Source organism: Kribbella sp. NPDC051137, from assembly GCF_040682535.1.
GTDB lineage: Bacteria > Actinomycetota > Actinomycetes > Propionibacteriales > Kribbellaceae > Kribbella > Kribbella karoonensis.
On the sequence record NZ_JBFBBI010000001.1, the window covers coordinates 722,273 to 748,579 of the forward strand.

General features: G+C 69.6%; 22 protein-coding genes. 12 read left to right on the top strand and 10 right to left on the bottom strand.

All coding sequences use genetic code 11. From position 1 onward, the window contains the following. Positions 1-6 precede the first annotated feature (6 nt). The 10 genes from AB0M51_RS03490 to AB0M51_RS03535 all read right to left on the bottom strand — a co-directional run bounded on the left by AB0M51_RS03490 (position 7) and on the right by AB0M51_RS03535 (position 14,541). Positions 7-1,209, bottom strand: coding sequence for a glycosyltransferase (locus tag AB0M51_RS03490; protein WP_344201609.1), 1,203 nt, complete (start codon positions 1,207-1,209; stop codon positions 7-9). Then, positions 1,206-2,465 carry a hypothetical protein gene (locus AB0M51_RS03495; protein WP_344201606.1) on the bottom strand — a complete coding sequence of 420 codons (1,260 nt, stop codon included), beginning with the start codon at positions 2,463-2,465 and terminating at the stop codon, positions 1,206-1,208. Before AB0M51_RS03495 ends, AB0M51_RS03490 begins: the two co-directional genes overlap by 4 nt. Next, a complete protein-coding gene (locus AB0M51_RS03500) occupies positions 2,462-4,093 on the bottom strand; it encodes a hypothetical protein (RefSeq protein ID WP_344201604.1) in 1,632 nt (543 codons plus the stop codon). The genes AB0M51_RS03495 and AB0M51_RS03500 overlap by 4 nt, the downstream gene beginning before the upstream one ends. Then, on the bottom strand, positions 4,090-5,313 hold the full coding sequence (locus AB0M51_RS03505) for a Wzz/FepE/Etk N-terminal domain-containing protein (protein WP_363747949.1): 1,224 nt from the start codon (positions 5,311-5,313) through the stop codon (positions 4,090-4,092). Before AB0M51_RS03505 ends, AB0M51_RS03500 begins: the two co-directional genes overlap by 4 nt. A gap of 75 nt (positions 5,314-5,388) precedes the next feature. Continuing rightward, complete coding sequence (locus AB0M51_RS03510) at positions 5,389-7,302, bottom strand: alginate lyase family protein (protein ID WP_344201600.1); 1,914 nt, start codon at positions 7,300-7,302, stop codon at positions 5,389-5,391. Beyond that, a complete protein-coding gene (locus AB0M51_RS03515; protein ID WP_344201597.1) occupies positions 7,299-9,464 on the bottom strand; it encodes a bi-domain-containing oxidoreductase in 2,166 nt (721 codons plus the stop codon). Before AB0M51_RS03515 ends, AB0M51_RS03510 begins: the two co-directional genes overlap by 4 nt. A 9-nt stretch (positions 9,465-9,473) precedes the next feature. Beyond that, positions 9,474-11,393 carry an asparagine synthase (glutamine-hydrolyzing) gene (asnB, locus tag AB0M51_RS03520; RefSeq protein ID WP_344201594.1) on the bottom strand — a complete coding sequence of 640 codons (1,920 nt, stop codon included), beginning with the start codon at positions 11,391-11,393 and terminating at the stop codon, positions 9,474-9,476. Position 11,394: 1 nt separating this feature from the next. Then, positions 11,395-12,627 (bottom strand): glycosyltransferase family 4 protein, encoded by a 1,233-nt coding sequence (locus AB0M51_RS03525; RefSeq protein WP_344201591.1) that lies wholly within the window; start codon positions 12,625-12,627, stop codon positions 11,395-11,397. Further along, positions 12,624-13,946, bottom strand: a complete 1,323-nt coding sequence (locus AB0M51_RS03530) for a UDP-glucose/GDP-mannose dehydrogenase family protein (protein ID WP_344201588.1) — start codon at positions 13,944-13,946, stop codon at positions 12,624-12,626. Before AB0M51_RS03530 ends, AB0M51_RS03525 begins: the two co-directional genes overlap by 4 nt. A 118-nt stretch (positions 13,947-14,064) precedes the next feature. Next, on the bottom strand, positions 14,065-14,541 hold the full coding sequence (locus AB0M51_RS03535; protein WP_363747952.1) for a quercetin 2,3-dioxygenase: 477 nt from the start codon (positions 14,539-14,541) through the stop codon (positions 14,065-14,067). A gap of 59 nt (positions 14,542-14,600) precedes the next feature. Between AB0M51_RS03535 and AB0M51_RS03540 the strand changes: the two genes are divergently transcribed. The 12 genes from AB0M51_RS03540 (at position 14,601) to AB0M51_RS03595 (ending at position 26,300) form a co-directional block, all read left to right on the top strand. Continuing rightward, positions 14,601-15,257 (top strand): TetR/AcrR family transcriptional regulator, encoded by a 657-nt coding sequence (locus tag AB0M51_RS03540; protein ID WP_344201582.1) that lies wholly within the window; start codon positions 14,601-14,603, stop codon positions 15,255-15,257. An 86-nt stretch (positions 15,258-15,343) separates the two neighbouring features. Then, positions 15,344-16,408 (top strand): SDR family oxidoreductase, encoded by a 1,065-nt coding sequence (locus tag AB0M51_RS03545; RefSeq protein ID WP_344201579.1) that lies wholly within the window; start codon positions 15,344-15,346, stop codon positions 16,406-16,408. Next, positions 16,405-17,628 (top strand): class I SAM-dependent methyltransferase, encoded by a 1,224-nt coding sequence (locus tag AB0M51_RS03550; protein ID WP_344201576.1) that lies wholly within the window; start codon positions 16,405-16,407, stop codon positions 17,626-17,628. The genes AB0M51_RS03545 and AB0M51_RS03550 overlap by 4 nt, the downstream gene beginning before the upstream one ends. A gap of 28 nt (positions 17,629-17,656) precedes the next feature. Next, complete coding sequence (locus tag AB0M51_RS03555) at positions 17,657-18,457, top strand: glucose-1-phosphate cytidylyltransferase (protein ID WP_344201574.1); 801 nt, start codon at positions 17,657-17,659, stop codon at positions 18,455-18,457. Then, positions 18,421-19,107 carry a PIG-L family deacetylase gene (locus AB0M51_RS03560; protein WP_344201571.1) on the top strand — a complete coding sequence of 229 codons (687 nt, stop codon included), beginning with the start codon at positions 18,421-18,423 and terminating at the stop codon, positions 19,105-19,107. The genes AB0M51_RS03555 and AB0M51_RS03560 overlap by 37 nt, the downstream gene beginning before the upstream one ends. Next, positions 19,101-20,237, top strand: coding sequence for a class I SAM-dependent methyltransferase (locus AB0M51_RS03565; RefSeq protein ID WP_363747956.1), 1,137 nt, complete (start codon positions 19,101-19,103; stop codon positions 20,235-20,237). The genes AB0M51_RS03560 and AB0M51_RS03565 overlap by 7 nt, the downstream gene beginning before the upstream one ends. A gap of 2 nt (positions 20,238-20,239) precedes the next feature. Continuing rightward, positions 20,240-20,944 (top strand): class I SAM-dependent methyltransferase, encoded by a 705-nt coding sequence (locus AB0M51_RS03570; protein WP_344201566.1) that lies wholly within the window; start codon positions 20,240-20,242, stop codon positions 20,942-20,944. A 2-nt stretch (positions 20,945-20,946) separates the two neighbouring features. Continuing rightward, the gene (locus AB0M51_RS03575) at positions 20,947-22,233 is read left to right on the top strand and encodes a hypothetical protein (protein ID WP_344201564.1); all 1,287 of its coding nucleotides are present in this window, start codon (positions 20,947-20,949) and stop codon (positions 22,231-22,233) included. Beyond that, positions 22,230-23,171, top strand: coding sequence for a glycosyltransferase family 2 protein (locus AB0M51_RS03580; protein ID WP_344201562.1), 942 nt, complete (start codon positions 22,230-22,232; stop codon positions 23,169-23,171). Before AB0M51_RS03575 ends, AB0M51_RS03580 begins: the two co-directional genes overlap by 4 nt. Positions 23,172-23,173: 2 nt before the next feature. Then, positions 23,174-24,427: a polysaccharide pyruvyl transferase family protein gene (locus AB0M51_RS03585; RefSeq protein ID WP_344201559.1), complete on the top strand. Its 1,254-nt coding sequence runs from the start codon at positions 23,174-23,176 to the stop codon at positions 24,425-24,427. 2 nt (positions 24,428-24,429) lie between these two features. Further along, a complete protein-coding gene (locus tag AB0M51_RS03590; protein ID WP_344201557.1) occupies positions 24,430-24,978 on the top strand; it encodes a dTDP-4-dehydrorhamnose 3,5-epimerase family protein in 549 nt (182 codons plus the stop codon). Beyond that, a complete protein-coding gene (locus tag AB0M51_RS03595) occupies positions 24,975-26,300 on the top strand; it encodes a glutamate-1-semialdehyde 2,1-aminomutase (RefSeq protein ID WP_344201554.1) in 1,326 nt (441 codons plus the stop codon). The genes AB0M51_RS03590 and AB0M51_RS03595 overlap by 4 nt, the downstream gene beginning before the upstream one ends. Positions 26,301-26,307: the final 7 nt, after the last annotated feature.

A 26,307-nucleotide genomic window follows, 5' to 3' on the forward strand; every position in this document is an offset into this window, starting at 1 on the left:
CTCGGCTCAGCGGTGGGCGGTGACCGGGTGGTCCACCGCGAAGCGATAGATGTCGAGCAGTTGCTCGATGTTCCGGTCGGTCCGGTGGTGGGTCTCGTACGTCGTCCGCGCCTGCCGGCCGAGCCCGGCGTACCGCTCGGGGTCGGCGTCGACGTCGCGCAGCAGGGCGGCGAGCGCGTCCGGGCGACTCGGGTCGAACAGGGCGCCGTCGACGCCGTCGGTGATCAGGTCGGGGAAGGACCCGTGCGCGGTGGCCAGCGGCGGCACGCCGACCGCCATCGCCTCGACGACCACGAGCCCGAACGTCTCCTCCCACTCCGACGGCAGGACGACGGCGCGGCACTCGCCGATCAGTTTGAACACGTCGGGTTTGCTCAGCAGACCGCGCAGTTCGACCGACGGCCGGTCGGCGGCCCACGCGGTGACCTCCTCGAGCATCGGCCCGCCGCCGGCGATCACCAGGCGGAGCGCGTCGTCGCCGGCGGTCGCGCGGTACGCGTCCCAGCCCTTCATCAGCAACGGCGCGCCCTTCGCCGCGTCCAGGCGGCCGACGTACGCCACCTGGCGTTCGGCCCGGCGCGCGGGTGGTCCGTCGTACGGCACGAGGTTGTGTTTGACGAACGTCCGGTGCGGGTCGAACTCCATTCCGGCCATCAGCTCGCGCTGGGACTCCGAGATGAAGATGTAGGCGGACACCAGGTTCCGCCAGCTGCCGCGATGGCCGCGCGTGTTCAGCACGGTGGTCGCGGTGGCGAGCGCGGACCCGCGGTAGCAGCGGTGCAGTACGCCGCTCAGCGGGTTGCCGCCGGCGCAGTCGTGGCAGACCTTGCCGTCACGGACGAAGTCGCCGCCGGCGCACAGCAGCTTGTAGTTGTGCAGGGTGATCACCGCGGGTACTTCGGCTTGCCGGCACGCGTACAGCACCGACGGGCTGAGCAGCGGGAAGGTGTTGTGGATGTGCACCACGTCCGGCCGATGCCGGTACAGGTCCCGGGCGAGGTCGTAGCGGCTCGCCCGGCTCCAGACGACCCGCCCGGGCAGTGTCGCCTTCTTGAGTGCGGACCAGTCCTCGATGTCGTCGCTGTGCCGCTCGAAGTGCCGCACGGCGTGCCCGGCCGCGGTGAGTGCGGCGCTCTCCTGGTCGACGACCTGGTTCTCTCCGCTCGGCGCGGTCGACCGATACCTGTTGTGCACCATCAGGATCTTCATCGCGGTCCTTCACGGGTGGGGGTGGAGTACACCAGCGACGCGGCGAGCGTCAGTTCCAGCAGGTACGGCGACGCCTCGCTGAGGCCGCTCTCGGTGAACGAGGCCACGACGCAGTAGGCGACCAGGAACAGCGCGAGAGCGCGGTGCGGACCCTGCGGCCGGAACCAGGCCGCGACCAGCACGAACAGCACGAGCATGACTGTCAGGGCGCAGCCGACCAGGCCGACGTCGTAGTACGTGCCGAGCCAGTTGCTGTCGATCGGCAGGCCGTTGAACGACTTGTTGGACAGGCCGAAGCCGAACAGGACCTCCATCGCCGACCGGGGTTGCGCCAGGATCGCTTCCCAGACCGCCTTCCGCCCGGTCAGGGCCCCCAGCTCGGCGGTGTCCTGGCCGCGGGCCAGCCAGGTGGTGACGACCGAGCCGAGCGTGAGGTCGCCGAGCGTGAACACGACGAGACCGATCGCGAAGGCCTTACGGACCCGCGAGCGCGCGGTGAACAGGCTGATCCCGGCGAGCGTGACGCCCGCGAGCACCGCTACCAGGGCGGTCCGGGTGTGGGTCAGCAGCAGGACCGGGACGCAGACCAGCACGCTGACCAGGGCCACGCTGCGCCGCAGCAGACCGGACATCCACAGGACGATCGTGAGACCGATCGCCACCGCGGAGTAGTGGCCCACCTGGGTCGGTGGGATCGGCCAGAGTGTCCCGCCGAGCCGGTCCTCGGTCATCGCCAGACCGGGCGCCACCGCAAGGCCGACGACGACCGACGCGACGATGCCCCACAGCATCAGCAGGTGCGTACGGACCAGCAAGAGGTCGCGCCGCGTCCACCACGGCGTCAGCAACCACAGCACCAGGGCGAAGCCGAACAGCCGGCAGGCCCGGAACAGCGCGCCGAGCAGGAACTCCGCGTGGAGGCTGGACAGCAACGCCTCGACGGCCAGGGTCATCAGGATCACGACGTACACGCTGGGCCGGACCCGCAGCGGCCGGTTCACGGACAGCGCCATCACCAGCGCGCCGACGAGTGCCCCCTGCGCGATCAGCTTGCCGACCGATCCGGGGATCGGCAGCAGGTGCGGGGCGCCGGGGAAGAACGTCATCACGTTCAGCACCATCAGCGCCCAGGTCAGCTGGACCCGGCGGCGCCGGCGTACCTCCGGGGCGACGACCCGCCGCGTCGGGCGAACCGCGAGGCGGTGGCCGGAGCGGGGGCCGGAGCTGGTACCGGGTGGTGTGACGGAGAGGGTCATCGGCCGAACATCTCGAGGTCGACGGTGCGCCGGCGGCCGGACTCCGCCTCGGCGAGGCCGACGCTCTCGTCGGTGCGGTCCGGGCGGAGCACGATCGCGGTGTCCAGTTCGAGTCCGGCCAGTCGCAGCATCTCTCCGGTCGCCTGGACGGCGGTCGCGGTCGAGCGCCCGGCCGTCACCACGACGGCGGCACGGGCGGCCCAGGTGGCCAGGTGGTCCGCACCGAGCGCGGGCGTGATCTCGGCCAGGGTCAGTACGACGTCCGCGACCTCCCACGAAGCGTCGAGCGCGACGTTCTCCGACCCGCCCGGACGGCTGGTTTCGCCGAGCCGCAGGTAGGCACCCTCGGCCGGTCCGCCGGCGGGGTCGGCCAGGTGTACGTCGATCCGCCGCCCGGGCTCGCTGAACCGGGACTCGCGGGTCCCCGGTGCCTTCACGCCGAGCATCCGTCCGAGCTTGCCCGAGCGGGTCAGGTCCGCCACCAGGACCTGCTTGCCGTCCTCGGCCAGCGATACGGCGAGTGAGGCGACCGCCAGCGCGCAGGTGTAGTCGTCGTCCACGGCAACCACCGCGAGCGCGGACGTCGGGCGCTCACCCCGGACGATCCGATGGTCGAGGTGCTGCACGATCAGCTTGTTCTCCGGGGCACGGCGCTGGTTGTCGCTCAGCAGCGCGGGCCACGGGAGCAGCCGCCAGCGGCGCGGCCGCGGAGTGCTCAGCCGGACCCGGGTTCCGAGCGCGTGCGAGATGTCCTGCCGTTTCCACAGCCGGTCGGAGATCAGCGCGCGGACGATGACGAAGCCGACGCCGAGGAAGAGGCCCGCGATCAGACCGGTCCCGGCGGTGATGACGATCGTCTTCTTGAGCGAGACCCTGACCGGCGCGGCGACGTCGAGAACGCGGCTGCTGTTCATCCGGGCGGCCTGTGTCTGCTGGTCGAGCAGCTGCTGCCGGACGTACTGGACCTGGTCCCGCGCCACGCCGAGCCGGACGCCCGCGGGGCTGTTCGGGCGCTTCATGTCGTTCGGGTCGTCGCCCGTGGCCCTGACTCCCTGCTCGGCCAGGGCGAGCTCGTTCTGGGCGGCCGTCAGGTTGCGGGTCAACGGTGCGTCCTGCAAGGCGATCTGCTGCTTGCGGTAGACGAGGAACACCTGCGCGACCGCGGTCGCCAGGTTCGCCGCCTCGGCGTCGGTCTTGGCGCCGGCGGTGACCTCGAGGATCCGGTCGGTCGACGCCACGACCGTGTACTGCTTGAGCAGCTTGTCCGGCGTCACCGGCAGCTTGAGCAGGTCGATCACCCGTTGCGCGACCGTGTGGGTGGTCGCGAGGCTGGCATCGGTGGCCATCGCCTTGGTGCCGTCCTCGCCGTCGCGATGCGTCAGCAGCAGCCGGGTCTGCGCGGTGTGCGGCGCGGGCATCACCACCATCGACGCGAGGCCGCCGGCCAGACCGACCAGACCGAGGACCAGCCAGATCCGCAGGTGCCGGCGGAGCGAGTCGCGGATGAACCGGAACGTCACGAGCGCGTCGGGCGGGAAGGAGGCGGACCGCTCGTCGTCGAACAGGTCGTCGTCGTCCGCCCAGAGCGGTTCGCGGACCGTGGGCCGGTCGTACGGCTGGTTGCTCATCGGAGCCTCCGCGCCGTACCGCTGAGCAGGGTGGGCAAGCGTGAGCCCGCCCGCCGGGTCGCCGCCGAGACGCGACCGGTGGTGCGGTCCGTCGGGTCGGGATCGGTGACCACGATGCCGTCGATGGTGCGATCCTGGGCGGCCGCGGCGACCGCGAGCCGGGCGAGTTGCTCGGCGGTCACGAAACCGGCCGAGAGCGCGACGATCGTGCTCGCGGTGTGCTCGGCGTCGCCCAGGTGCGGCGTCTCCCGGTCGACCACCACGAGGTGGATGGTCAGCGCCGGGTCGCCCGCCGGTTCCTGATGGCCGTCGATGACGATCGCGGCGGAGATGCCGATCGAGTTCGCCAGCGCGGCCAGTTGCGGGCCGAGGGGGAGTGCCTTGTCGTCGCCTGCGAGGGACAGCACGGTCAGCGTTCCCGGCGTACCGTCGCGGACGTCCAGGGCGAGGTGGTGCAGGGTCTTGCGCAGGCTCCAGGCTTCCACCGCGGTCGGTTGGTAGTGCTCGAGCAGGTAGGCCCAGTCCGACCTGTCGGTCGCGCGGTACGACGAGACCGAGGCGAGGACCGGCAGTCCGACGGAGTCCGCGATCTCGTCGCGCAGTCGCAGCCGCCGGTCGCCGCGGACCCTGACCAGTACGCCGATCGACCCGGCCACGGCGCCGGCCAGCGCACCGAGCAGGCCGAAGATCCCGAGGTGTACGAGCATGTTCCCGCCCCGTGCGGTGGTCGCCTGCTCCAGGATCCGGGCGCCGGTCTTCTTCCCCAGGTCGCCCGGCAGCTTCTGATCGGTCGTCACGAACACCAGGTAGACCTCGGCGACCGCGTTCGCGAGCTGCATCGACTGCTGCGCCGTCGTTCCTTGGGCGTCGATCTGGATGACATCGGTGGTGACGGCCGTGACCTTCACCCGGTCCCGCACCTTCTCGGTCGGCAGGGCGGGGGTGACGTTCTGCCCGGCGCTCTTCAGCACCGGTTCACTGCCCGCGATGTAGACCTGGGTGTCGATGCTCTGGACACCGGGCGCGGTGGCGGTCTTGGCGGGATCGTTGGCCGCGGGCGGTGGCAGGACGACCAGGGAGGTGGCGGTGTGCATGGCAGGGACGGCCAGGCCGTAGGCGATCCCGCCGAGCAGACCCACGGCCGCCGCGGCTGCCACGATCCAGCGATGCCGACGGATCGCCCGCCACGACTTCCTCACATCGAGCTGCTGTGCGCTCACGGTCCCCTCCAGATGAACGCCGAACTGTGTCCGGTAATAGAGGGCCTACGGCGGGGGGCTGATACACGTCCGCGGTCAGAAACGGAAGGTGCTGACCGCGGGCGAGCCGGCGGTGAGGGTCCCTTCGCCGATCAGAGTGGTGGTGGGGACCTTGTGGCCGAAGCGTGGTGAGTACCAGCCGAGCAGCGGGTCGGTGCTGCCGCGGTACGTCGTCCACGTGAGTTCTGTCGGCAACTCGACGACGGCCGAGCCCGTCGGCCATTCGAGCCGCCCGGTGGCCAGGTCGACGTCAACCTCGGGCCCTAGATGCCAGGCGATGCGTACGTCGGTCGTCGTGTCCAGGGTGTCTTCGATGCGGAGCACGGTGTCGTCGAGGGTCGCCGTACGGCGGTGCGTCACCGGTGCGTAGCCGTCGTGTTCTGCCTGCCAGGTCGTGGGGGAGTGGTGGAGGACGTTGCCGTTGGCGCCGCGCAGCCAGAGGAACGGGCCGCCCCAGGTGGACTGCTCGGTGTGGGCGACCTCGACGGTGTTGTGGGCGATCGTGGAGCGGAAGTAGTCCCGCCAGTCCTCTTCGCCGTGGTAGCAGTACGTGCCTGGGTCGGCGAGGATGTCGACCCCGTCGACACGGACCTCCAGCGAGAGGGCGTCGGAGTGCGCGTGGGCGGCGATCGACAGGAAACCGTGCGGGCCGGCGTCTGCTCGGCACCAGATGTCCTTGTGGCGCAGGATAGTCAGCCCGGCGTCCCTGAAATGCGACGGGCGCTCGGTTGGGCGGTCCGGCTGCTGTCCGTGGACCAGCGCGCCGACGATGACCGAGGTCGCCGTACGGGGGGTGTCTGGCCACCAGGGTGCTTTGCCGACGACAGCAGCGCCTAGCGAGAGGTACGCCGACCACGTGCTTGCGTCGGGTGGATCCAGCACCAGGACCATGCCTTCGTCGTCGTCGCCTTGCCGAGGTGGGCGTAGGCGGTCGTCGACGATTGCTGCGGCTGCGTCGAGCGTTCGGGTCAGGAGGGCCCACGTGTCCTGGCTGAGCGGGTGGCCGGCGTTGTCGGCTTCCAGAGCGGCGTACAGGCCGAGTTCTGAGACGAAGCGGTGGTAGTCGGTCGCCAGTTCGCGGTTGAGGCCGGATGGGAATGTGTTGGCGTCCAACTGCTTCTCCAGCAGGGCCGCGGCGTTGGCGCGCCAGCGGTCGCTCCTGGTGAACCAGGGGAACGCACAGGCGCCCACTAGCTGTCCTGCTGCTTCTGCGATCACATGGTTGTTGGCCGAGGAGCCGTGGCTCTGGAACGCGGCCAGGTATCGCTGGTGCCAGTACAGCTGCTGTAGCGCCAGTTCGTTGTGCTCGAACAGGTCTGTGATGTCGGGCCAGTCGTTGAGTAGGCGTCTGATCCACGTCCAGCTGATCAGGCGCAGGCCGATCTCGATGCCGCTCGCCCAGTGCACGCCGGACAGGAACGGGTTCGCACGCCACCAGTCGTTCAGGTGGTCGGCTACGCGTTCGGCATACCGGTCGTCGTGGGTCAGGTACCACGCCGCGGCGAGTTGGGTGAGGTGGTGGTGACGGGACAGCTCCCACACCTGCTTGATGTTTCCGACGGCTTGCTCGTTGCGGTGGTTCAGTTTGAAGACGTACTGCGTCGGGTCGGAACGGCGGCCGGTGACCGGGTCGCGGAACCAGTCGGGCGCTTTGAGATCGGTACGGTCGACGCCTAGTACCTCCAGGTTGCCCGCCAGGATGGCGTCGGCCTGCTGGATGACCGCCTTGCGGGCGTCTTCCGGGACAGAGCAGGCCGCCTGGAGCGGGAGCGTCGTACTGAAGGTTCTTTCGCGTCGGAGCGGCAGGGTCAGCTTTCCGTCCTGCCCGGGCCGGACCTGTTGGTAGGCCCAGGCAGTACGGCGTCCGGCGTCGCTGGTGCGCTGGATGAGTTCGGTGGGGGACATCCGGCGCAGGCGGCGGACATACCAGCCCAGGGGCTGGCGGCTCACACGCACTCCGGCTTTCCGGAAGCCAGGCTGCGGTCTACTGCGATGGTGGCGCGAGTGGTGGCGATCAGCTGCTCGAACGGGATCGGCATCGGTCCGCCGGTGCGTACGGCGGCGACGAAGCGTTCCAGTTCGTTGCGCTGGCCCTTGTCGGTACTGCGGGTCTTGCGGGTGGCGGGCTTCCGTCCGGCCCACACCGAGGCGCGCTGGAAGTTGTCGAAGCGCGCGTTGCGGCCGCCGCCGGTGATGTCGATCGTCTCCTTCGGGAAGCGCGCGTTGCCGCCGCCGACGTACGTGATCGTGCCGACGGAGCCGTTCGCGAACCGGAGCGTGACGAGGACGTCGCCGGCGTCCGGGCCGGGTACGGCGTACACCTCGGTCGGGAGGCTGTCCAGCCACCAGGTGAGCGTGTCGATGAAGTGCCCGCCCTCGCCGGCGAACCTCGTACCCTCCTTGCCGGCGTCGAGGTACCAGCTGGAGGAGTCGAGCTTGCCGGCGTTCACGAGATACCTGACGGAGGTGTTGCCGTGTGCGGCGAAGCGGTCCTTCAGGTCGGTCAGCAGTGGGGCGAACCGGCGGTTGAAACCGACCATGAGCCGATCGTTGCCTGTGGCATCCACTGTCGCGACGATCCGGTCCAGCTCGTCGTCGCTCAACGCCAGCGGCTTCTCGACGAAGACGGCCTTCCCGGTCTCCAGGGCGCGGCACGCGAGCTCGGCATGCGAACTGTGCCGCGTCACCACGAACACGGCATCCAGGGTGTCGTCGGCCAGCACCTCGGCGGCGTCCGTCGACACCGCCTCGAACCCGAACCTCCGCTGAGCGTTCGCCGCGGACAAAGACTTGTTGGTCGCAACCCGTCCCAGCACGACCTGCTCGTCCTTCTGCAGATGCGGCAGCAGCATGCTCGACGCATAATTCCCCGCCCCCACAAACCCCACCCGCACGCCGCCGTCGACACCTGCGCTCACCGTGCTCGTCGCGGCGCCGGCCGCCCTCGCGCTTGCCGCGGTCCGGGTGGCGGGTTCTGCTTCCTTTGGGTATTCGAACAGGAAGCCGACGCCGGGGTAGGTGCCGGTGCTGAGTTTCTGGTAGACGTCGGTGGCGTCGGTGATCGGGAACGTGTTGGCGATCAGCGCGCCGACGTCGATCTGTTCGCGTGCGATCAGGTCGACGAAGCACTCGAGGTTGCGGCGTTCCGTCCAGCGGACGTAGCCGGCGGGATAGTCGATCCCCTCCAACTCGTATCGGTCGTCGTACCGCCCGGGCCCGTACGACCGGGAGAACCGGACCTCCAGCTCCTTGTCGTAGTACGCGTTCCACGGCAGGTCCAGCTTCGTCTTGCCGATGTCGACCACCCGCGCCCGGTCCCGCGCCAGCCGCGCCGCCGTCTCCACCGGCCCGTTCGAATGCCCGCCCGCAGCCAGCAGGATGTGATCCGCCCCGAGCCCGTTGGATGCCTGCAGCAACGACTGCTCCAGCGCGGCGACCCCGGCCTCGTCCGCCCCCGCGCAGTACAGCGCGCCCGCCTTCTCCGCCATCCGGCACCGGTCCGCGACCGTGTCGATCCCGAACACCCGCACCCCGGCGGCAACCAGCAACCGCACCACCAGCTGCCCGACCAGCCCGAGCCCGATCACCACCGCCGTGTCGCCCAGCTGCACCTCGGCCTGCCGAACCCCCTGCATGGCGATCGCGCCGACGGTCGAGAACGCAGCCTGCTCAGCCGGCACGCCGTCCGGCACCGGCACGCACAGATTCACCGGCACCCAGTTGTACTCCGCATGCAACGCGAACTCGTTCCCCGCAGCGGCAACCAGCTGCCCGACACTGAACTCCTCCGCCCCCGCCCCGACCTCGACGACCACGCCGCACAAGGAGTACCCGAGCGGCGTGTACGAGTCGAGCTTGTTCATCACCTTCTTGTACGTGCTCGTCAACCCCTGCTGCGCCACCGTGTCCAGCACCTTGCGCACCTGGTCCGGCCGCGCCTTCGCCTTGCCCAGCAGCGACAGCCGCGCCTCGCCGACCTTCATCAGCTCGGTCCCGGTCGAGATCAACGAGTACAGCGAACGGATCAGCACTCCGCCCGGCGCACAAGCCGGCGGCGGTACGTCGAGAACCGCCAGCTCGCCGGACTTGTAGTTCTGTGCAACCTGCTTCATGTCCGTCCTTCATCCAGAGGTGATGGTCACGCCCAGCGAGCGCATGTGCCGGGTCCAGGTCTCGAGCGTCAGCAGCTGCCAGATCTGCTTGGAGTAGTCCTCCCGGCCGGATCGTTCGTTGTCGACAATCTGCTGAACGGCGGACTGCCGCAGGAACCCGCTCCCGACGAGTTCACCGCGCAGCAGTACGTCGTCGACGAGTTCGCGCAGGTCGTTCCGCACCCAGGCGCGCAGCGGCGCACTGAACGACGCCTTCGGCCGGTAGATGATCTCCTTCGGCAACCACTCCTCTGCGGCCCGCTTCAACGCGAGCTTGCCGACCCGGCGGTGGATCTTCGCGCTGCCCGGGATCGAGAACGCCGCCCGGGCCACGACCGGGTCGACGAACGGCGTCCGCACCTCGGTCGACGCCGCCATGCTCGCGCGGTCCGTGTACGTGAGGTTCAACCCGGGCAGGAACATCCGCGAGTCGGCCAGGCACATCCGGTTCACGTGGTCGTCGAGCGCGTTGTCGTGGTAGATGTCGCTGTGCTCGGCGAGCAGCTTCCCGACGTACGGCTCGAGGTCCGGGCTGATCAGCCCGGCGAGCTGGTCCGCGTCGTACATCGTGTAGCTGCGCCGGAACGCCTCTTCCTCGGGGAGGTTCGCGAACGTCTCGAACCGTTTCGCCCAGCGCGCGTAGCGCAGACCGCGCCCGTTGACCGTGACGGGGAGCCGCCGTACGGCGGGCCCGACCACGCCGTTCCGCAGGACGCCGGGGAGTCGTTGGTACTGCGCTCCCATCACACAGGCGAGGTGCTTGCGGTAGCCGCCGAACAGCTCGTCGGCGCCCATCCCGGACAGCAGGACCTTCACGCCCGCGTCCCGTGCGGTGTCGCACATCAGCAGCGTGTTGATCGCGGCCGGGTCGCCGATCGGTTCGTCCAGATTGTCGACAATCCGCGGAAGCAGTTCGACGACGTCGGGGGCGATCTCGATCTCGTGCAGGTCGATACCGAACTGCCGGGCCAGCTTGCGCGCGTAGATCGCGTCGTCCGGCATCGCCTCCAGCTTCTGGTCCTGCGCGCGGAACGTGATCGTGTACGAGTCGATCCCCGGATCCAGCTGCTTCGCGAGAACCGTGACGAGGCTCGAGTCGAGGCCGCCGCTGAGGAACGTCGACACTCCGACGTCGGCGACGAGGTGCGCCGCGACGGACTCCTCGATGACCTGGCGGAGGTCGGCGGGCGGACCGGCGGCGGCCTCGGCCGCGACGTCGGCGACCCGCCAGTACGTCTCGTGCCGGCTGCTGCCGTCCGGCCGGAACTCCGCCCAGGACCCGGGCGGCAGCTTGTCGACGCCGTCGATCGCGCAGCGCTGCTCGGGCAGCCAGTAGTAGAGCATCGACGCAATCAGCGCGCCGGGTTCGGTACGGAGCTCGGGCCCCACCGCGGCGACGAGCGCCTTCAGTTCGGACGCGAAGATCACGCCGCCCTGCCGGCGGAGGAAGTACAGCGGCTTGATGCCGAGCGGGTCCCGGGCGAGGTACAGGCTGCCGCTGTCCTCGTCCAGCATCGCGAACGCGAACATGCCGCGGAACCGCCGGAGCGCGTCGGGACCCCAGCGGCGCCACGCTTCCAGCACGACTTCGGTGTCGCTCCGGGTGCGGAAGTGCACGCCCGACTTCGACAGCTCGGCCCGGAGTTCCTTGTAGTTGTAGAGCTCGCCGTTGTAGCAGATCGTCAGCCCGCGCTTGCTGAACGGCTGGTCCGCGGCCGCCGAGAGGTCGATGATCGACAGTCTGCGATGCGCGAGGAACGCCCGGACGTCGCCTTCGTCGAACGCGTACACCTGGTCCGCGTCCGGGCCGCGGTGCGCGATCCGGTCGCTCATCACCTCCGCGAGCGCGAAGCCGTCGCGCTGCTGGTAGCAGCCCGCGATCCCGCACACGTCAGGACCCCGTCTTGACGCCGGCGACAGGCCCGAAACGGCTGACGTGCCCGGTCAGCTGGTCGTACACCTCGAGGTAGGCCTTCTGCTGGTGCTTCCACGCCAGCACCCGTTCAACGCGTTCCCGGCCGAGCTTCGCCATCCGGCGCCGGCGTACCTCGTCGTCGAGCAGGTCGACGATCGCCTGGCCGTACTTCGTCACGTCGTTCGGCTCCACGTACACCGCGGCGTCGGCGGCCGACACCTTGGTCTCCACCAGGTCGAAGGCGACGACCGGGAGTTCGAACGCCATGTACTCCATGGTCTTGTTCATCGTCGACACGTCGTTGAGTGGATTCTTCGGGTCGGGGGAGAGGCCGAGGTCCGCGGTCGACATCACCGCGCGCACGGTCTCGTCCGGCACCCGCCCGGTGAACTCGACGTACCTGCCGAGCCCGAGCTCGTCCCGCAGCGCGACCACCTCGTCGAACGCGTCGCCGCCGCCCATCAGCGTGAACGCGATGTCGGTGCGCTGCAGATTGTTGACAATATGATCGGCGGCCCGGACGACGATGTCGACGCCGTCCTGCGGACCCATCACGCCGATGTACGTGACCAGGTACCGGTGCCCGCGGCGCAGCGACTCGTCCGCAGCGCCGCGGAGCAGCTTGTCCGGGTCCGGCCCGGTGCGCACCACGGTCACGTCGTGGTTCGCCTTGCCGCTGCGGGTGATCGCGATCCGGCGGTACGAGTCGTTGGTCGAGATCACGTGATCGGCCTGGCGGTGCGTCGTCCGCTCCAGGAAGCGCAATCCCTTGTACGGAAGGCTCGCCGTACCGCCGAACCGGGACTGGAACAGTTCCGGGCACAGGTCGTGGTGGTCGAACACGAACCGGGTGCCGTCGAGGCGACGGAGCAGCATCGCGATCGGCCAGAAGATGTCCGGCGGATTGCAGGCCTGCAGCACGCGGAACGTGCCGGCCTTGCGGGCCCGGAACACGAGCCGGAGCGTCATCAGGAACGAGTACGCGTACTCCCAGACGAAGCCGATCTTGCTGCCGCCGGGTGCATACGCCTTGTACTTGTGCACGGTCACGCCGTCGATCACGTCGTACGACGGATCGCCCGGACCTTTCGGGCAGACCACCGTCACGTCGTACCCGGCCGCGACCAGCGCCTGGCATTCCAGCCAGACCCGGCGGTCGAACGGCACCCACAGGTTCTGGATGATGATCAGTACCCGCGGACCGCTCACCAGCCGACTCCTTCGTATCCGGGCAGCGCCTCGACCTCCGCGCCGAGCCGGCCGCTCAGGTCGATGGTCCGGGCCGGCGGGTTGTCGAGCAGCGCGCCGACCGCGGCGCTGTCGGTCGCGGAGACGATCGCCAGGTCGGCGCCCGCCAGCGCGGCGTGCGGGTCGTCGGTCAGCACCCGTTGCAGGTGCGGCAGTTTCGACTGGACGTGCCGCAGGTTCGCGCCGACCAGGCGGGTCGGGTTCACGATCGCGTCGTAGATCCGCAGGTTGTAGCCCTTGCCGATCAGGCGTTCGGCGACTTCGACGTTCGGGCTCTCGCGGAGGTCGTCGGTGGCGTGCTTGAAGCTGAGCCCGAGCAGCGCGATCTCACGGCCGGGGCCGGCGATCACCCGGTCGACGATGTCGCGGACGCTGCGCTCGTTGGTGGCCAGCGCGCCGGAGAGCAACGGTAGTTCGGTGTCGTTCATCCGCGCGAGGTGCAGCACGCTGCGCAGGTCCTTCGGCAGGCACGAGCCGCCGAACGCGAAGCCGGGCTTCAGGTAGTACGGCGAGATGTTCAGGCTGGTGTCCTGCACGAAGATCTTCATCACCTCGCGCGAGTCCACGGCGAAGTGCCGGAAGATCCGGCCCATCTCGTTCGCGAACGAGACCTTCGTGGCATGGAACGCGTTGCACGCGTACTTGAGCGCCTCGGCCGTCCGAACGTCGACAATCTGAACGTCGACATTCAGAAAGGCGAACAGGTCGGTCAGAGCGCTGCCGACCCGCGGGTTCCGGGTGCCGACGACAACGAACGGCGGCGCGTAGAAGTCCGCCAGCCCCGACCCCTCCCGCAGGAACTCCGGGCACATCGCCGTACCGAACGTCAGCCCGTCCGGCGCCGGCACCTCCGCCAGCACCTGCGCGACGACCCCGTCGACCGTTCCCGGCGGGACCGTGCTGCGCACCACGATGCTGTGAAACCCGGACTCCGGCCGTACGACGTCCCGCGCCGCCTCGGCGATGTCCCGCACCGCGCGCTTGATGTACGTGAGATCGGTGCTGCCCGCCGCGGTCGACGGCGTACCGACACAGATCAACGAGACGTCGGCACCGTCCAGCGCCTCCCGAGGATCCGTGGTCGCCCGCAACCGCCCCGCCGCAACCCCCGCCGCGACGAGCTCGTCCAGCCCCGGCTCGACCACCGGGCTACGCCCCCGCACGATCGGCTCGACCTTGGCGGTGTCGACATCCACCCCCCACACCTCATGCCCGGCAGCAGCCAGACAAGCCGCCGTCACCGACCCCACATACCCCAAGCCGAACACGGCAACTCTCATAACGCCCCCCACAGGCAAGATCCCGACGTCCCCACGCCCCAGCGCCCATGAGAGCACGCACCCCACCACGCTGATACACCCCTGTGAAAACTTCCGCGAGAAGTCTGCCGACGGGTGGCTACAGGTTCGGGGGTGGGCCGAGGATTTCTATGGCGTGTCGGGTGGCGGCGTGGCCGAGCGCGGCCGGGTCGAGCGGGGTCGGGTCGGGGAGGCGGCGTTCGGGGGCGGGGCGGCCGACCGCGGCGGCGAAGTCCTCGAAGCCTGACGGGGTGGTGAGCTGGAGAGCGCGGAGAGGTTCGTCGGCGCCGACCAGGAACGTGTGCGGCAGACCGACCGGCAGCAGGACGAAGTCGCCGGCCCCGGCCGTGAACACCTCACCGTCGCAGCGGAACTCGGCGCTGCCGGAGAGTACGTAGAAGCATTCGTCCTCCTCGAGGTGCCGGTGGACGGGCGGTGCGAAACCGGGCGGGTTGACGAACTCCGCGACGGTGAGCTTGCCCCCGGTCTGCTTCCCGGTCGCCTTGAGCGTCACGAGGTTGCCCAGGAACCACAGCGCTTCACCTTCGCCGTCACGGCACACCGACGGTCGGATCATCAGCAACCTCATTTCGTCATACTCGCGTCTACTGAATATGTCGCTAGTATGACGACACGATGAGCGAGCCTGTCAAGAAGCAAGCCAAGCGCCGGCCGTACCGGTCGGCGGTCCGGGCCGACAGCGCGCGGCGCACCCGTCAGGCGATCGTCGCCGCGGCCGGCGAACTGTTCGTGGCCAAGGGCTACGCGGCGACCTCGCTGGCCGAGGTGGCCGAGGCAGCGGGGGTCGCGCGGCCGACCGTGTTCGCCGCGTTCGGCTCGAAGGCCGCGCTGTTGCGCCAGGCGCTGGACCAGGCGCTCGCGGGTGACGACGATCCCGTGCCGGTGGCGCAGCGACCCTGGTTCCAGCCGGTCTGGCAGGCGTCCGCCCCGGCTGACGTGCTCGAGGCGTATGCCGGTGTCTGCGTACTGATCGCCGGGCGGGCGGCTCCGCTGTTCGAGGCCGTGCACCGGGCGGCGGACGACTCGCCCGAGGCGGAGGAGTTGTGGCAGACGTTGCGCGACAACCGTCGTGCCGGCGCGCACATGGTGCTGGAACACCTCTTGACCGTGGGCTCGCTGACCGACGGTCTCGATCTCGGGTCCGCGGTCGACATCCTCGCCGTGTTCAACGATCCGGCGCACTACGCGAACCTCGTGCTCGGCCGCGGCTGGCCGGAGGCGCGGTTCCGCGGCTGGCTGGCTGCCGCGATGCGGAGTTCCCTCCTTCCGTAAGCCCAATTCCGAGGTTCCTGTATCAGGGGCGCCGCCCGGTGATCTGTATTGGGCGACGGGAACTTGTGGGGTGAGGGGATGGCGGGATGAGGGTTCTGGTTGCGGGGGATCGGGGTTATATCGGGGCGGTGATGGTGCCGTTCCTGCGGGGGCAGGGGTTCGAGGTCGGCGGCCTGGACTCCGGGTTGTACGAGGGGTGCGACCTGCTGGGCGGGCCGGAGGCGATCGGGGAGCGGGCGCCGCGGGATCTGCGGGACGTGACGGCGGCCGAACTGCAGGGGTACGACGCCGTCGTGTGTCTGGCCGCGCTGTCGAACGATCCGCTCGGGAATCTCGACAAGGCCGCCACGTACTCGGTCAACCTCGACGGGACGCTCAACCTCGCCCGGGCCGCGAAGGACGCCGGCATCGAGCGGTTCCTGTTCGCGTCGTCGTGCAGCCTGTACGGCGCGGCGGGGTCGGAGGCGGTGACCGAGGAGGCCGAGCTGTTCCCGGTGACGGCATACGGCGAGACGAAGGCGCTCGCCGAGCAGGAACTGTCGAAGCTGGCCGACGACAACTTCAGCCCGACGTACCTGCGGAACGCGACCGCGTACGGCGCGTCGACCCGGCTGCGGCTCGATATCGTTGTCAACAATCTGACGGCGATCGCGATGACGTCCGGACAGGTCCGGCTGGAGAGCGACGGCACCCCGTGGCGGCCGCTCGTGCACATCGAGGACATCAGCCGGGCGTTCCAGGCCGTCCTCGAGGCGCCGCGGGAGACGATCCACGACGAGGCGTTCAACGTCGGCCGGGCCGAGGACGTCGTCCAGGTCCGCGACATCGCCGAGATGGTCCGCGAGTCGGTCCCGGGATCCACGCTGTCGATCGCCGACGGCGCCGGCCCGGACCTGCGCAACTACAAGGTCGACTTCGGCAAGCTCGACGACACGTTCCCGGAGCTCGAGTTGCAGTGGTCGGTCCGCAAGGGGGTCGACGAGCTGTACGACGCGTATCGGCGGCACGGCCTCACGCTCGACGACTTCAACTCCGCGCAGTTCGTCCGGCTGCGCCGCATCCAGCAACTGCTCGACGCGGGCCTTGTCGACAATCGACTGCGCCGCAGCACCGACGAGCAGTTCCCCGGACCGAAGGAGCTGGGCCGATGACCGATCCAGCCTGCCGGCTCTGCGGCGAACCGCTCACCCAGACGTTCGTCGACCTGGGTATGTCGCCGCCGTGTGAGAGCTACCTTCGCGCCGACCAGCTCGACAGCGGCGAGACGTTCTATCCGCTGCACGTCCGGATCTGCGGCAACTGCCTGCTCGTGCAGCTCCCGGCGTACGTCGCGGCCGACGACGTGTTCAGCGACTACCTGTACTTCTCGTCGTACTCGACCAGCTGGGTCGAGCACGCGCGCCGGTTCGTCGTCGACATGCAGGAACGGCTCGACCTGGACGAGAACAGCCTGATCGTCGAGGCCGCCAGCAACGACGGCTACCTGCTGCAGCACGCGGTCGAACTCAAGATCCCGGTGCTCGGCATCGAGCCGGCCGCCAACATCGCCGAGATCGCCAACGAGAAGGGCATCCGCACCGAGAGCTACTTCCTCGGTGAGGCGACCGGCAAGGACGCGGCCGCCAGGCACGGCAAGGCAGACCTTGTCGTCGGCAACAACGTGTTCGCGCACGTGCCGGACATCGTCGACTTCGCCAAGGGCCTGCGCGCGCTGGTCAAGGACGACGGCCTGGTGTCGCTGGAGTTCCCGCATCTGCTCCGGCTGATCGAGAACCGGCAGTACGACACGATCTACCACGAGCACTACCAGTACCTGACCCTGAAGACGGCCGCCGAAGCACTGAACAGGGCCGGCCTCACCGTCGTCGACGTCCAGGAGCTGCAGAGCCACGGCGGCTCGCTCCGCGTCTTCTCGACGCCGGCGAAGACCGAGCCGACCGAGCTGGTCGGCAAGGTGCTGCAGGACGAGCAGGACGCCGGGCTGCACACGGTCGAGGGCCACCTGGGTTTCGCCGCCGAGGTGTTCAAGATCAAGTCCGACCTGCTCGAGTTCCTGATCCAGGCGCAGCGCGACGGCAAGTTCGTCGCCGGGTACGGCGCTCCCGGCAAGGGCAACACGCTGCTCAACCACTGCGGCATCCGCGAGGACCTGCTCCCGTACACGGTCGACCGCAGCCCGCACAAGCACGGCATGTACCTGCCGGGCACACACATCCCGATCTTCGCCCCGGAGCGCCTGGCCGAGACGCGTCCCGACTACATCGTGATCCTGCCGTGGAACCTGCGCGCGGAGATCGTCCACCAGCTCGGCTACGCACGGGAGTGGGGCGCGAGGTTCGTCGTACCCATTCCGCGTCTTGAAGTGATCTGAACCGTTCCGGGGGGAAGGGAACACCGTCATGAAGGTCGTGATCTTCTGCGGGGGGCACGGGCTGCGGATGCGCAGCGGCGTGGACTCCGCACCGAAGCCGATGATGACGATCGGCGACCGGCCGGTCCTGTGGCACGTGATGCGGTACTACGCGCACTTCGGGCACACCGAGTTCATCCTGCCGCTGGGCTTCGGCGGGGCCTCGGTGAAGGAGTACTTCCTGCGCTACGAGGAGACCGTCTCGAACGACTTCGTGATGACCAAGGGCGGCCAGCAGATCGAGCTGCTCGAGTCCGATATCAGCGAATGGAAGATCACCTTCGTCGACACCGGGATCGACACCAGCATCGGTGAGCGGCTGCGCCGGGTGCGCCCGTACCTGGAGGACGACGACGCGTTCCTGGCCAACTACGGCGACGTGCTGACCGACGCGCCGATGGACAAGATCGTCGACCACGTGCTGACCAGCGACATCACCGCGAGCCTGCTCGCGGTCCCGCCGCAGGACTCGTTCCACGTCGTCGAGTTCGGCACCGACTCCCGGGTCACCGGGCTGCGCTCGGCGACCGATCTGAACGTCTGGATCAACGGCGGCTACTTCGTGCTGAAGAAGGAGATCTTCGACGTCCTGCACGAGGGCGAGGACCTGGTCGGCGACGCGTTCCCGCGGCTGGCCGCGATGAGCAAGCTGGAGGCGATCCCGCACCACGGGTTCTGGGCGCCGATGGACACGCTCAAGGAGCGCAGCATGCTCGAGGACCTGCACCGCTCCGGCAAGAAGCCGTGGGCGTTGTGGAGCCGCCAGACCTCGCCGATGGCGGCGGTCTGATGCTCCCGTTCCAGCTCGGCCTGATCGACGGGCCGATCCATCTGGTTGCCGTGGGCGCCCATCCGGACGACATCGAGATCGGCTGCGGCGGCACGCTGCTCAAGCTCGCCGAGTCGGTGCCGGAGCTGTCCGCCGAGTTCGTGATCGCGACCGGTACGCCGGTCCGCCTGGAGGAGGCGCGCCGCGCGGCGGAGCTGTTCCTGCCCGACTGCGAGGTCACCGTGACGTCCGCGGAACTCCGGGACGGCAGGCTCCCGGCGTACTGGAACCAGACCAAGGAGTTGCTGGAGGCAACCGCCCGCAACAGCCGCCGCCCGGACCTCGTGCTCGCGCCGAGCCGGACCGACGCGCACCAGGACCACCGGTTGATCGCCGAGCTGGCGCCGACGGTCTGGCGCAACCACCTGGTGCTGCACTACGAGATCCCGAAGTGGGACGGCGACTTCAGCCGGCCGTGGCTGTACGTCGAACTCACCGAGGAGCAGCTCCGGGACAAGATCGCCCTGCTGCACAAGGCGTACCCGTCGCAGGTCCCGCACGACTGGTTCGACGAAGAGGTGTTCGCCGGACTGGCGCGGTTGCGCGGCATGGAGTGCCGGGCGCCGTACGCCGAGGCGTTCACGACCGCGAAGGCGACGTTGACATGGTGAGCGAGGGGGACGTCGTGGGCTTCACGTGCCGCGGGTGCGCGGGTGCGGACGTCGTACCGGTGGTGGATCTGGGGGCGCAGCCGTGCGCCGACTACTTTCCGGCCGCCGATACCCCCGGGCCGGATCCGCGGTGGCCGCTCGCGCTGTGGTTGTGTCGCGAGTGCACGCTGGTGCAGCTCGGTCCGGTCCGGCCGCAGCTGCCCGAGGAGCCGCTGGCGGTGGAGTCCGCGACCAGCCGGGCGCACGCGGAGGCTTCGGTCAAGGAGATCCTCGGTGACTACCCGGACCTGAAGGTGGTGTTCGAGTTCGGGAGTCCGCACGGCGGTTCCTGGCTCGAGCATCTGTACGCCGCGGGGTGCCGGCTCGCCCAGAGCGACGAGCGGGCGGATCTGGTCGTCGACGTCCACGGGATCGTGCACGAGCCGCGGTACGGCGAGATGCTGAGGCTGCGGGCGGAGCGGCTGGCGCCGGGCGGGCTGCTGGTGATGGAGTTCCACCACCTGCTGCCGTTGTTCGTCGGGAACCAGTTCGACACGATCCGGCACGGCCACTGGGTCTACATGTCGCTGCGCGCACTGCGGAACCTCGCCGCGCCGCACGGTCTCGCGGTCGAGTCGGTACGGCAGGTCGACATGTACGGCGGCAGCCTGCTGGTGATGCTCCGGCACACGGCGGAAGCCCACCCGGACGCCTCGGTCGACGTGGTGCTGGAGGACGAGGACGCGGCCGGCATCGCGGACGAAGTACAGCTCGGCACGCTGCAGGACGCCGCGTGGCATGCGGCCGGTGCGCTACACGAGGAGCTGGCCCGGCACCGGGCCGCGGGCCGGACGGTCCTCGGGTACGGCGCCCCGTCGAAGGCCCCGCTGCTGCTCGACCTGAGCAAGGTGACGACCGACCTGCTGCCGTTCACCGTCGACCTCGCCCCCGGCAAGCACGGCCGCCGGATCCCTGGCAGCAGCCTGGTCCCGATCCGCCCGATCGACGACCTCAGAGCCGCGAAGCCGGACGTCGTGCTCGTCCTGACCTGGGACATCGCCGACGAGATCATCACCCAGCTCGAGTCCGCCGGCGGCTGGGGTACGACGTACCTCGTGCCGCTCCCAGAACCCTACGAGAGGGGATGCTGACGATGCGACGACTGCTCCGGACACTGCGCGGCACGCTGCCACGGCTGCCGGCGATGCACCGCCTGAGGTGGCGCGTCACGTCGCGAGAGAAGCTGTTCTCCCAGGTCTACGAGACCGCCGGCTGGGCCAGTGCGGAGTCGGGTTCCGGTACCGGGTCCGAGCTGCGCGCGACCGTCGACATCCGGCAGAACCTGCCGGAGGTGCTGACCCGCCTCGAGGCGCGCTCGCTGCTCGACGCGCCGTGCGGCGACCTGAACTGGATGAGCCAGATCGAGCTTCCGGTGGACGAGTACTACGGAGTCGACATCGTGCCGTCGGTGATCGCCGCGAACGAGCGGCAGCACGGTGCGGGGAACCGGACCTTCGCGGTCGCGGACCTGACCCGCGACGAGTTGCCGCAAGCCGACGCGATCCTGTGCCGGGACTGCCTCGTGCACGTCTCGTTCCAGGACGCGGCGCTGATCCTGGACAACTTCCGCAGTACCGGAGCGAACTGGCTGCTGACCAACACCTATTCCGAGGTCGAGAGCAACCGGAACCAGTTCACCGGCCGGAACTGGCGGCGGCTGAACCTGACCCGGCCGCCCTTCGAGTTCCCCGAACCGGTCGAGTCGTTCCCGGACGGAGGTGACGTCGACCCGAGCCGGATCGGCGTCTGGCCGCTGCAGGAACTCCGCCTGCCCGAACCGCACGGGACGAGGCGCTGACCATGCGCGGAGTGTTGCGCCGCCTCACCTGGGGACTGGCCGACCAGGCGGTGACCAGCCTGGTCAGCTTCGTCGTCGGCATCGTCGTGGCCCGGTCGCTCGGCGCGCTCGAGTTCGGGGCGTTCAGCCTGGCCTGGGTGACGTACGGCGTGGCGGTCAACATCTCGCGCGGTCTCGCGACCGACCCGTTGGCGGTGCGGTTCAGCGGCGTCGAACGCCGGTTGTGGCGCACCGCGGTGGCCGGTTCGTCGGGTACCGCGATCGTCGTCGGCATCGCGACCGGTGCGATCTGCGCGGGCTTCGGTGCGGCCCTCGGCGGCCGGACCGGCAGCGCGTTCGTTGCCTTGGGCATCGTGCTGCCCGGGCTCATGCTGCAGGACAGCTGGCGGTTCGCGTTCTTCGCCTCCGGTCAGGGCAGCAAGGCGTTCACCAGCGACATCACCTGGGCGCTCGGTCTCGTTCCCGCGCTGTATCTGGCGGCGCGGAGTCCGAGTGTCACCGGGTTCGTGCTGGCCTGGGGCGGCGCCGGGATCCTGGCGGCGCTGGTGAGCGGCGTACAGGCCGGCGTCGTGCCGAAGGTGTCGCGCGCGCGGTACTGGCTGACGGAGCATCGCGATCTCGGCCTGCGGTACCTGACCGAGAACCTGACACAGAGCGGTGCGTACCAGCTCCGGATGTACGGGCTCGGTGCCTTCGCCGGAGTCGCCGCCGTCGGCACGGTCCGGGGCGCGGAGATGCTGCTGGGGCCGTTCTTCATCGTGCTGTCCGGCGTCGGGCTGGTCGCGGTGCCGGAAGCTGCGCGGGTCCTTCGCCGGTCCGTCGGCAGGCTGCCGCTGTTCTGTTTCGCGCTCGGCGGCGCGCAGGCGGCCGCGGCGCTCGCGTGGGGTCTGACGCTTCTGTTCGCGCTTCCGGACAAGTGGGGACACGCATTGCTGGGCGAGGTCTGGCTGACGTCGTCCGCATTGGTGCTGCCGGCAACGTTGGCGGTGGCGTCCGCCGGGTTCAACACCGGCGCGGCCGCCGGGCTACGCGCTCTCGGTGTCGCGCGGCGCAGTCTGAAGGCGCAGCTGTGTGCCTCGGCCTTCTACCTCGTCGGCGGCGTCACCGGTGGCGCTGTCGGCGGCGCGCTGGGCTCGGCCTGGGGAGCCGCCGCCGCGACGTCGTCGAGCGCCGTCGTCTGGTGTTTCACACTCCGGGCCGGGGTCCGTGAACGCAGGCTGCTGGAAGCCGAGCCGGCCGGACCCGAGCCGGCCGTTGTCGAGGAACTGCCCGAAATGAGGAGCGCATGAACGCGGTACCGCGGCTGACCGTCGGCCTTCCGGTCTACAACGGCGAGAAGTACCTGGCCGAGTCCCTGGACGCGCTGCTGGGGCAGAGCTACGGCGACTATCGGATGATCATCTCCGACAACGCGTCGACCGACGCCACGGAGGAGATCTGCCGGGAGTACCAGGCCAAGGACCCGCGGATCACGTACTTCCGCCAGCCGGTGAACATCGGCGCGACTCCGAACCACAACTGGTGCTTCGAGCAGTCGGACACCGAGCTGTTCAAGTGGGCGTCGTACGACGACCTGTACGGCCGGGACCTGCTGAAGCGCTGCGTCGAGGCGCTGGACGACGACCCGTACCTCGTCCTGGCGCACGCGTACCAGGCGATCATCGACGGCGCCGGCGATATCGTGCTCGAGGTCGACTATCCGCTCGACACCGCCGATCCGCACGCGCCGGAACGGTTCCGCAGCCTGCTGTTCGACGTGGGCGGTGACGACTTCTACGGCGTGATGCGCTCCGACATCCTCCGCCGTACGCCGCTGAACGGCAGCTACCACCACTCCGACCGGACGATCATGGCCGAGCTGACGTTGTACGGCCGCTTCCACCAGGTACCGGAGTTGCTGTTCTTCCGGCGCGACCACCCCGACCGCGCCGAGCGGGCGAAGCCGACGATCCGCTCCCGGTCGGCGAACATGGAGCCCCGGCGGGCGAGCCGCCTGCGCAACCCCACCGTCCGGTTGCTGGCCGAGTACGTGAACGGCTTCGTCGGCGGCATCCGCCGGGCACCGTTGTCGACCGCGGACCGGCGTGAGTGCTACGGGCACCTGACGCGCTGGCTGGCGAGCCGTGCGGCCGGCCGGTCGACCGGCCGGATCGAGGACAGCAAGCCGGCGTCGCCGCCGGCCCGGATCCCGGAGAGCTCGGCAGTGGTCCGCGGGAAGGCGTCCTGACCATGAACGACGCACCGCGAGCACCGAGGGTGGCGTTCTTCGGGCTGCTGGGGTCGGGCAACCTCGGCAACCACGGCTCGCTGGACGCGATGCTGGCGTTCGTCCGGACGCACCACCCGGAGGCGGAGCTCAGCTGTGTGTGCTCGGACCCGGAGGAGTTCGAGCGTCAGTACGGCATCCCGGCGGTGGCGATCACGTGGTACCAGGCGCACGGCCCGGGTGGTTCCAGGCTCGGGTCGGTCGCGCGGAAGGTCTTCGGCAAGGCCGCCGACCTGGTGCGGATGCCACGACTGATGCGCGACTACGACATCGTGATCGTGCCGGGGATGGGCGTGTTCGAGACCACGCTCGAGGTCCGCCCGTGGGGCTGGCCGTACGCGCTGTTCCTGATGTCGGCGTCGGCCCGGCTCGCCGGTGCGAAGACCGCCTTCGTCAGCGTCGGCGCGAACGTCGCCCGCGAACGCTCGCTGCGACGGCTGTACGCCGGCGCCGCCCGGCTCGCGTCGTACCGCTCGTTCCGCGACGGGTACTCGCGGGACGCGATGCGCCAGATGGGCCTCGACACCAGTGCGGACGAGGTGTACCCGGATCTCGCGTTCGGGCTGCCGGAACCCGCGGCCGCCGGGAGGGTCGAGCGAGCCGAGCGCGTTGTCGGCCTCGGCGTGATGGCCTACCGCGGAACGAACTCTGACCGGCACCGGGCGGAACAGATCCTCGACGAGTACACCGCGAAGATCGTCGACTTCGCTCGCCGGCTCGTGGACCAGGGCTACCGGATCCGCCTGATCACCGGTGATCCGTCGGACCTCGTAGTGGTCGAGGCCGTGTACGCCGATCTGCGCCGGACCCGGCCGGACCTCGTCGAGAAGCGCGTGCTGAGTGAGCCGGCCGAGACGCTGGGCGAACTCATGACGCAGCTGGCCGAGGTCGACCTGGTCGTCGCCTCGAGGTACCACAACGTCCTGTCGGCGTTGAAGTTGTCGAAGCCGACGGTCTCGATCAGCTACGGGACCAAAGGCGACATCCTGCTGGAGCAGATGCGCCTCGCCGAGTTCAGGCAGCCGATCCGGGGGCTCGACGTCGACCTGCTGATGGAGCAGGTTCGCGCGCTGGAGTTGCGGGCGCCGTCGATCGTCTCCGTCATGCGGGAGCGGAACGCCGAGTACGTCGCGGACCTCGAGCGGCAGTACGACGTCCTGTCCGCGGCCCTCTTCGGCACGACCCGCAGCGTTGTCGTCACGGAACAGGGGGCCTAGGGATGGAAGTCATCGAGGTGCCGGCGATCGCCGGAGCGCTGCTGTTCCGGCCGGCGCCGTACCGCGACGAGCGCGGGTTCTTCTCGCGCACGTTCGACCGGGACGTGGTGAAGTCGGCCGGTCTCGACCCGGACGCCTTCGTGCAGGACAGCATCTCCCGCTCGAGGCGCGGCGTCGTCCGCGGTATGCACGTCCGCTCCGGCCGGGGCGAAGCCAAGCTGGTGCGCTGCTCGTACGGCGCGGTGTTGGACGTGGTCGTCGACCTGCGTCCGGGCTCACCGACGTACCGGAACCGGGAGACGTTCGACCTGACCGGCGACAACCAGGTGACCGTGTACGTGCCTGCCGGGTGCGCGCACGGCTTCCAGGCGCTCACCGAGCCCGCGGACGTGTCCTACCGCATCGACCGGGCGCACGACCCTTCCGAGGACGTGGCGATCCGGTTCGACGACCCGGAACTGGACATCCCCTGGCCGCTCCCGGTCACGCTCGTGTCCGAGCGCGACCAGGCCGCCCTCTCACTCGTCCTGGCTACTGCGAGGCTCACATGACAGTGCCGAAGAAGTCCTTCGAGAAGTCCGTTGCCGCGAACAAGCGACTGCACGACCTGATCCCCGGTGGGGCTCACACCTACGCCAAGGGCGAGGACCAGTACCCCGAGGACCTGGCGCCGGTCATCGACCACGGGCTGGGCGCGCACGTCTGGGACGTCGACGGCAACGAGTACATCGAGTACGGCGCCGGTCTGCGCGCCGTCAGCCTCGGCCACCGGCACCCGAAGGTGCTGGAGGCGGTACGCCGGGAGCTCGAGCGCGGGAGCAACTTCGTCCGGCCGAGCATCGTCGAACTCGAGGCAGCCGAACGCTTCCTGGCCTCGGTGCCGACCGCCGAGATGGTGAAGTTCGCCAAGAACGGCTCGGACGCCACCACGGCCGCGGTCAAGCTGGCCCGCGCGGTCACCGGCCGCCCGCTCGTCGCGCTCTGCTCGGACCACGCGTTCTTCTCGATCGACGACTGGTTCATCGCCAGGACCCCGATGTCGGCCGGCATCCCCGCCGAGTTCGGCGACCTGACGGTCGGCTTCCCGTACGGCGACCTGGCCGCGACCGAGGAACTGTTCCGGCAGCACGACGGCCGGATCGCCTGCCTGATCCTGGAGGCCGCGACCCAGCACGACCCGCCGGCCGGGTACCTCGAAGGCCTCCGCGACCTCGCGCACCGGCACGGCGCACTGCTGATCTTCGACGAGATGATCACCGGTTTCCGCTTCTCCGCGGCGGGTGCCCAGGGTCTGTACGGCGTGACACCCGACCTCTCCACCTTCGGCAAGGCGCTCGGCAACGGCTTCGCTGTGTCCGCGCTGGCCGGCAAACGCGAGTACATGGAACGCGGCGGCCTGCGGGACGAGCGGGAGCGGGTGTTCCTGCTCTCCACGACGCACGGCGCCGAGACGCATGCGCTGGCGGCGGCCATGGCCGTGATGGACGTCTACGCGGAGGAAGGCATCTCGGCCCGGCTGCACGAGCGCGGCGAACGACTGGCCAGGGGAGTACGCGAGGTGGCAGCGGCAGCGGGCGTCCAGGACCACGTGGTGGTCCGCGGCCGGCCGAGCAACCTGGTGTTCGCCACGCTCGACGAGCAACTGCTGCCGTCCCAGCCGTACCGCACGCTTTTCCTCCGCGAGCTCATCCTCGGCGGCGTGATCGGCCCGTCCTTCGTGGTCAGCAGTGCGCTCACCGATGCCGACATCGACCGTACTGTCGAGGTCGTCGCACAGGCTTGCACGGTCTACCGCCAGGCGCTCGACTCGCAGGACGTGACGGCGTTCCTGCCCGGACGGCCGGTGCAGCCCGTCTTCCGCAAGTACGCCTGACCCGGCC